This window comes from Serratia sp. A07, assembly GCF_058725505.1.
In genome coordinates this window covers 1-6,340 of record NZ_JBZXDO010000076.1, presented here as the reverse complement: position 1 = coordinate 6,340, position 6,340 = coordinate 1, and the positions used below count along the sequence as shown (strand labels likewise).

5 protein-coding genes and 1 pseudogene are annotated in these 6,340 nt (G+C 57.8%); all 6 read left to right on the top strand.

Features of this window, described 5'->3' with window-relative positions; all coding sequences use genetic code 11:
- Positions 1-357: TIGR03751 family conjugal transfer lipoprotein (locus tag AC4PR2_RS27210; RefSeq protein WP_492175820.1), on the top strand; the 357-nt coding region annotated here is incomplete at its 5' end.
- A pseudogene (locus AC4PR2_RS27205) lies at positions 357-3,214 on the top strand (conjugative transfer ATPase). The gene AC4PR2_RS27210 and the pseudogene AC4PR2_RS27205, both read left to right, overlap by 1 nt.
- Entirely contained in the window at positions 3,211-3,615 is a 405-nt protein-coding gene (locus tag AC4PR2_RS27200) for an acetyltransferase (protein ID WP_492175819.1), read from the top strand. The pseudogene AC4PR2_RS27205 and the gene AC4PR2_RS27200 overlap by 4 nt, the downstream one beginning before the upstream one ends.
- 102 nt (positions 3,616-3,717) lie before the next feature.
- Positions 3,718-4,020 (top strand): hypothetical protein, encoded by a 303-nt coding sequence (locus AC4PR2_RS27195; protein WP_492175818.1) that lies wholly within the window; start codon positions 3,718-3,720, stop codon positions 4,018-4,020.
- Positions 4,021-4,029: 9 nt separating this feature from the next.
- Positions 4,030-4,398, top strand: a complete 369-nt coding sequence (locus tag AC4PR2_RS27190; protein ID WP_492175817.1) for a hypothetical protein — start codon at positions 4,030-4,032, stop codon at positions 4,396-4,398.
- 248 nt (positions 4,399-4,646) lie between these two features.
- Positions 4,647-6,340 (top strand): ShlB/FhaC/HecB family hemolysin secretion/activation protein (locus AC4PR2_RS27185; RefSeq protein ID WP_492175816.1); only part of this gene is annotated, 1,694 nt, incomplete at its 3' end.

Sequence of the window (6,340 nt, the reverse complement as noted above, 5' to 3'; positions counted from 1 at the left end):
TGTTCGACGTCGAAAGAAGAAATGCTGCCGCCAGGCGACAGCTCGATGCTGGAATTGTGGCAGGGTGAAGACGGTGGCGGTTCAGCGCGTAATGCGGTGGCGGCGCGCGACAGCCTGCGCCGGCCGCTCACCGAGAGCGAAAGCCAGGCAACAGCCGCAAGCGATCGCAGCTACAGCCGCACGCAGGAAAGCGAAATCAGCCAGCAGTTCCCGCGCCTGCCGAATCCCGATCTGGTGATGTATGTGTACCCGCACCTGGCGGATGGCAACGCGCCGGTGCCGGGTTACAGCACCGTGTTTCCCTTCTACAGTCAGGTGCAGTATGCGATGCCGGGTGAACGGACGGAGGCCTACTGATGCGATTTTCCCTGTTTGATAAAAAGCGCCTGACGCGCAAGAAGCCGGCAGTGCCGGCAACGGATGTCCAGGACACGGTGATCGCCACCGAGGACGGTGTGCCGCTGTCTGTCGGCGGGCGAGAGCCGTTACGGCGCCCGGGCAAGATGACGCTAAAGGATGAGAAGCAGGTGTACCATGCCAATCCGTCCATCGTCGATTACCTGCCCTGGGCGGAGTTTCTCGACCGTGAGCAGTGTATTTTGCTCGATGACGGCGTATCTGTCGGCGCTGTGTTTGACATCACGCCGGTGGCGACCGAAGGACGCACAGACGATCGCCTGGAGCAGATGCGCGACACGGTGGAAGATGCCCTGCAGGACTCGTTTGACGAACATGATGAAAACCCCTGGGTCGTGCAGTTCTTTTGCCAGGATGAGAACAACGTCGATGCGTATCTTGACCGGCTGAGAGGGTATATCAAGCCGCATGCACGAGGCTCTCAGCTGACGGAGTCCTGGCTGAACGAAACCGGGCGCCATCTGCGCGGTATTGCCCGTCCGGAAGGCCTGTTCAAAGATACGCTGATCACCGACCAGCCATGGCGTGGGCAGCAACGCCGCACCCGCATGGTGGTGTATCGCTGGATTGGCAAGGGCAATACCGACCCGATGCCGCCGATCGCCATGCTGAATCAGACCTGTGAGCGGGTGACCGGTGCACTTGCTGGCGCTGGCGTACTCTGCGTGCGTCAGAACGGGGCGCAGGTCCATGACTGGCTGCTGCGTCATTTTAACCCCAGCCCGGAGTGGGTGGATAAAGAGACCCTGTATCGGGACGCCGCCTACTTTGACCGTCGTGACACACCGGAAGGTGCTATGCCGGTGCAGAACGATTTTGCCGAAACCCTGCTGTTCACACCCCCCGTGTCCGATCCGGACCAGGTGTATGGTGGTTCGATAATCAGGCGCATTGCGCCATTCCGGTCGAGAAGCTGCGCCGCCCGCCAGAACCCGGCACCATCACCGGTGAGATGAAGCGTGGTGAGAAAAAAATCAATGCGCTGATGGATATGTTTCCGGAAGGGACGATGCTGTGCATGACCATCGTGGTGCAGCCGCAGGACACGCTGGAAAACGATTTTAACAAGCTGTCGAAAAATGCCGTCGGCGAAAATACCGAATCCGGGCGTGTGCGTCAGGACGTGGCGCAGGTCAAGGAATACCTGGGTAATCGCCACAAGCTGTACCGTGCCGGCATCACTTTCCTGCTGCGCGCAGGTGACCTGACCACGCTCAATCACAAACGTGTCGAGCTCACCAACGTGTTGCTCGGTGCCGGCCTTCAGCCGGTTCGCCCGGAGTTTGATGTGGCGCCGCTCAATACCTATCTGCGCGCGCTGCCGATGTGCTTTAACCCGGAGACCGACAAGAAACACTGGTACACCCGCCTGACCTGGGTACAGCATCTGGCCGGCCTGTTGCCGGTAACCGGGCGTGAAACGGGGACGGGCAACCCCGGACTGAGTTTTTTCAACCGCGGGGGCGATATTCTGACGGTTGATCCGCTCAACAAGCACGACCGCAGCCAGAATGCGCACATGCTGTATTTTGGTCCGACCGGCGCGGGGAAATCGGCGACGTTGTGTGCCACGCTGACGCAAACCATGGCGGTACATCGCCCACGTCTGTTCGTTGCCGAGGCGGGTAACTCGTTTGGGTTGCTGGCGGATTACTTTGAAAGCCAGGGGCTGACGGTCAATAAAGTCAGCATCAAACCGGGCAGTGGCGTGTCTTTGCCGCCGTTCTCTTTCGCGCATAAGCTTATCGAGGAACTGAGCTCACTGGAGCTGGATGAAAGTGAGCTGCGTGATATCGATGCGGATGATGACGATGAGGATAAACGCGATTACCTGGGGGAAATGGAGATTTCGGCGCGCATGATGATCACCGGCGGTGACCAGAAGGAAGAAGCGGAGTTAAAACGGGCTGACCGGGCAATGATCCGTGAAGCTTTGCTGATGGCGGCGAAGAGCGCCTTTGACGAGCAGCGCCAGATGCTACCGTCTGATTTGCAGAACGCCTTGTACGCTATTTCCAACGACACAGCTAACGAAAAGCGCAATCCACAGCGTCGGGCGAAAGCGGCCGAAATGGCCGAAGCGCTGGGCATGTTTACCCAGGCCGGCAGCTTCGAGGCGGAGCTGTTTAACCGCGAAGGTAGCCTGTGGCCAGAGGCGGATGTGACGCTGATTGACCTGGGACATTTGGCACGTGAGGGCTATGAGGCGCAGATGGCGCTGACGATGGTGAGCCTGACCAATACCATCAACAACATTGCCGAGCGAGACCAGTACTCGGAGCGGGATATCGTGTTCGCGGTGGATGAGGCGCACATTGTGACGGTGAACCCGCTGTTGGCGCCGTACATGACCAAAATCGTCAAAATGTGGCGTAAGCTCGGCGCCTGGCTGTGGCTGGCCACGCAGAACCTGAAAGACTTTCCGGATATTGCCGAGAAAATGCTGAACATGGCGGAGTGGTGGGTTTGTCTGACGATGCCGCCGGAGGAGGTCAACGACATTGCCCGCTTCAAGGCGCTGACTGAAGAGCAAAAGGCGGTGCTGCTGTCGGCCAGCAAGCTGTCTGGTTGCTATACCGAAGGTGTGGTGCTGTCGAAAAAACTCGAGGCGCTGTTCCGTGCAGTACCGCCGAGCCTGTATCTGGCGCTGGGGATGACCGAAAAAGAAGAGAAGGCCGAACGCCGCGCGCTGATGCAGGAATTTGGCTGCAGCGAGCTCGAGGCAGCGCGAAGGGTAGCGCAAAAGCTTGACCGCCTGCGTGGTCTGGCGGCGAACGGGGAGGCACGGGCTGCATGATGACCCTGAAATACCCGGAACCGGTTGTTCGACCGCATGGTCAGGTCTGTCGTGAACCGTCGTTATTCACACTTCCTCCGCAGGGCGTGGCCACTTTAAGCGAAACGGATGCGCGGCGACTTGAGACGTTCTGTGCGGCTATCCGCGATCGGCTGTTGGGGCCGGTCCAACTTACGGCCCACCCGCATCGGATCGGGAGTCGTACCAGCGTGGCACTGCATCTTGAGGGGCGCCTTGGGCGTTGCATCGATGTGCTGATCTCGGTGACCGGCAGTACGTTGTGGCCCCAGCCGGAGGAGTACGATCACCCGCGCTGGTATGTCACAGTGCCGGACGCGGCGGATGTGGTGTACCTGCTTCTCCACCTGAGCGAGCTGTGTGGGCGGTTTCGGATCAATTAGTTCTGGTCTACAATGAACCCGAAGGCTTTTGTTTCTTTCACATTGTATGTCGCTTTCTACCGGCCTTTTGGCCGGTTTATTGTATATAGGGAAGGTAACATTATGGCGAGATATCGAATAGGGAACCGATTTTTATCACAGGAAGAATATGACGCAGAAATGGACTGGCGCTGGGTTTGTGGACTGTTTCTCATTGGTGCTATCGGTACGGGGATATTGGTCCACTCTTACTTTGTGAACCCAGAGTGGCATAAGTTGATTCGTTTCCTTGTTACCGTGTTCCCCTCTATTGCCATTGGCTTTTTGCTGGTCAGATTGCGTTATTTTATTATGGTGCTTGTTGGGCTCCTGATCATTCTGTTTGTTGTCTCTCTGATTGTCAGTATTATTTCCTCCATGATTTAAGGCGGCTTTATGAATGAGAGCGTTCTTCGTGCTTTTAGCTATAACGGTGCACTGGATGCGGGAATGGATCCGGGTAGCTATGCATGGCAGTCCGTACCTGTCGGCGACTGGGCCGCTCGACTCGATTTCAAAGTCTGGTCTAATACCACGTCCTCGGGCCACCTTGTCTGTTACTTTACCTCCCTAGATGATGGCCAACGATACCGTCTCTCGGCATTTCGACCGAAAAATGGTTCTCGTCGCTATACCCCAAAAGATGGTGGTATTGACTTTTCTGAAGCCGGGTTGGATGGGCAAGTATTTTTGTTGAATGTGGGGAAAACGCGTAATGGTACTTCTGCGTGGTTGGGGGCTGAGTTTTTGGAGCGTGATGATTAAAAATCAGGTATCGAATGAAGTTTAGATCCTGAATCTAAGCACCGTGACGCCGAAGAGAATCAGCATGTTTATACGCTGCAGGATGTAACACGTGGCACAGTTGACCGCACAGTAGGATTGTATGTGACCCAACTGACAACGCAGGCGATATCATTCCTCCCGAAAACACGATTTGCTTGCTTTTTGATCTCACAGGCGGATAATGCGCCAAAAATTACATACCTTTACACTTTATGAAATGGATTTTCATGAAAAGGACTTTTCTTTCGAACGGATCCACATCGAAGGCGTTAAGCCACATTCTCGCAGGTGTTCTTTTCGCCAGCACTTTCTCGGGCATGGCCGCCACGCCCTCTGATACCCCGGAGCGAGCCGCTTCCGCTATTGATGCCCGCGAGCAGCAGCGCCAGCAGGAACGTGAGCGCGCCCTGCTTGAACAGAACACCCCACAGGCCGATGCGCGCCTTTCCCGCCCCGACGCCGTGTTGCCTGATTACCCAGTCAATGAGTTCCCCTGCTTCACCATCAACCGGCTTACCCTGGTTGGGGAGTCGGCCGCTCGCTTTCAGTGGGCGCTGGACGCCGCTGCGGATGCCAAAGGTCGCTGTCTGGGCGGTCAGGGTATTGTGCTTGCCATCAATAAAGTGCAGAACGCCATACTGGCCAAAGGCTATGTCACCACACGCGTAATGGCACAGGAGCAGGACCTGACCACCGGCGTGTTGACGCTGACGTTGCAACCCGGGCGTATTGGTGACATTCGCTTTGAAGAACCGGTCTCCTGGCGGGGGCGGCTGTGGAACGCTATTCCGGCCTCGCGCGGCGATATCCTCAACCTGCGTGATATCGAACAGGGGCTGGAGAACTTCAGACGGGTGCCCAGCGCCAATGCCGACATTAAAATCGTGCCTGGCGCCCAGGAGGCCACCAGCGATCTGCAGGTCAACTGGCACGAGGGGCGGCCGGTGCGGCTCAGCCTGGGGCTGGACGACAGTGGCTCCAAAAGCACCGGGCGCTATCTTGGTTCGGCCACCCTGGCTCTCGATGCCCCGTTTGCACAGAACGACCTGTTCTACGCCAACATCGGCAAGGATGTGTTTCAGCGCGGGCCGTTCGGCAACCGTTCACATACGCTGAATTACTTCTTCCCGGTGGGATATTGGGCCTTCTCGGCCAACTACAACGACTACACCTACCACCAGAATATCCCCAACGCCAACGAGGTGCTGCGCTACAGCGGCAAGAGCGACAACATTCAGTTGACCGTCTCCCGATTGCTCTACCGCGACCAGTCGCACAAGTTAACGCTTAACCTGCGCGGCTACCGCAAGCACTCGACTAACGCCGTGGACGACGTTGATATTGTGTCGCAAAAGCGCCGGACCGCCGGCTGGGAGATGGGGCTTAACCAACGCAGCTACTTCGGTACCACTACGCTGGATGCCAATATCAACTGGCGCCGCGGCACCGGCGCATTCAATGCCCTGCCTGCCCCGGAAGAATCGCGTCATGAAGGCAGCGCGCGTACCGGCATTTTGCTCGGTGACCTGGGTATCAATCAGCCATTTTCCTGGGGTGGGCAGCCCTGGCGGGTATACACCAGCGTACGGGGCCAGTGGAGCCCGAATGCGCTGACGCCGCAGGAGCGGATGGCCATTGCCGGGCGTTACACGGTGCGCGGTTTTGACGGCGAGCAGATGCTGTCCGGCGAAAAGGGCCTGCTGTGGCGCAATGAAATCGCCTGGAACGTGTTTTCTCGCGGGCACGAGTTGTACCTGGCTGCCGACTACGGTCGAGTGGACGGCCCGGGCACCCGCTACCTGGTGGGGCATCAGTTGGCGGGCAGTGCGCTCGGTATGCGCGGCGCGCTGTGGGGGCGATTCAGCTATGACCTGTTTGCCGGCGTGCCGCTCTACAAGCCCGCAGGGTTCCATACCTCCGG

Bases quoted from the DNA above. Each gene is read 5' to 3' on its own strand.
- AC4PR2_RS27200 (WP_492175819.1), top strand. From the start codon at position 3,211: ATGATGACCCTGAAATACCCGGAACCGGTTGTTCGACCGCATGGTCAG.
- AC4PR2_RS27195 (WP_492175818.1), top strand. From the start codon at position 3,718: ATGGCGAGATATCGAATAGGGAACCGATTTTTATCACAGGAAGAATAT.
- AC4PR2_RS27190 (WP_492175817.1), top strand. From the start codon at position 4,030: ATGAATGAGAGCGTTCTTCGTGCTTTTAGCTATAACGGTGCACTGGAT.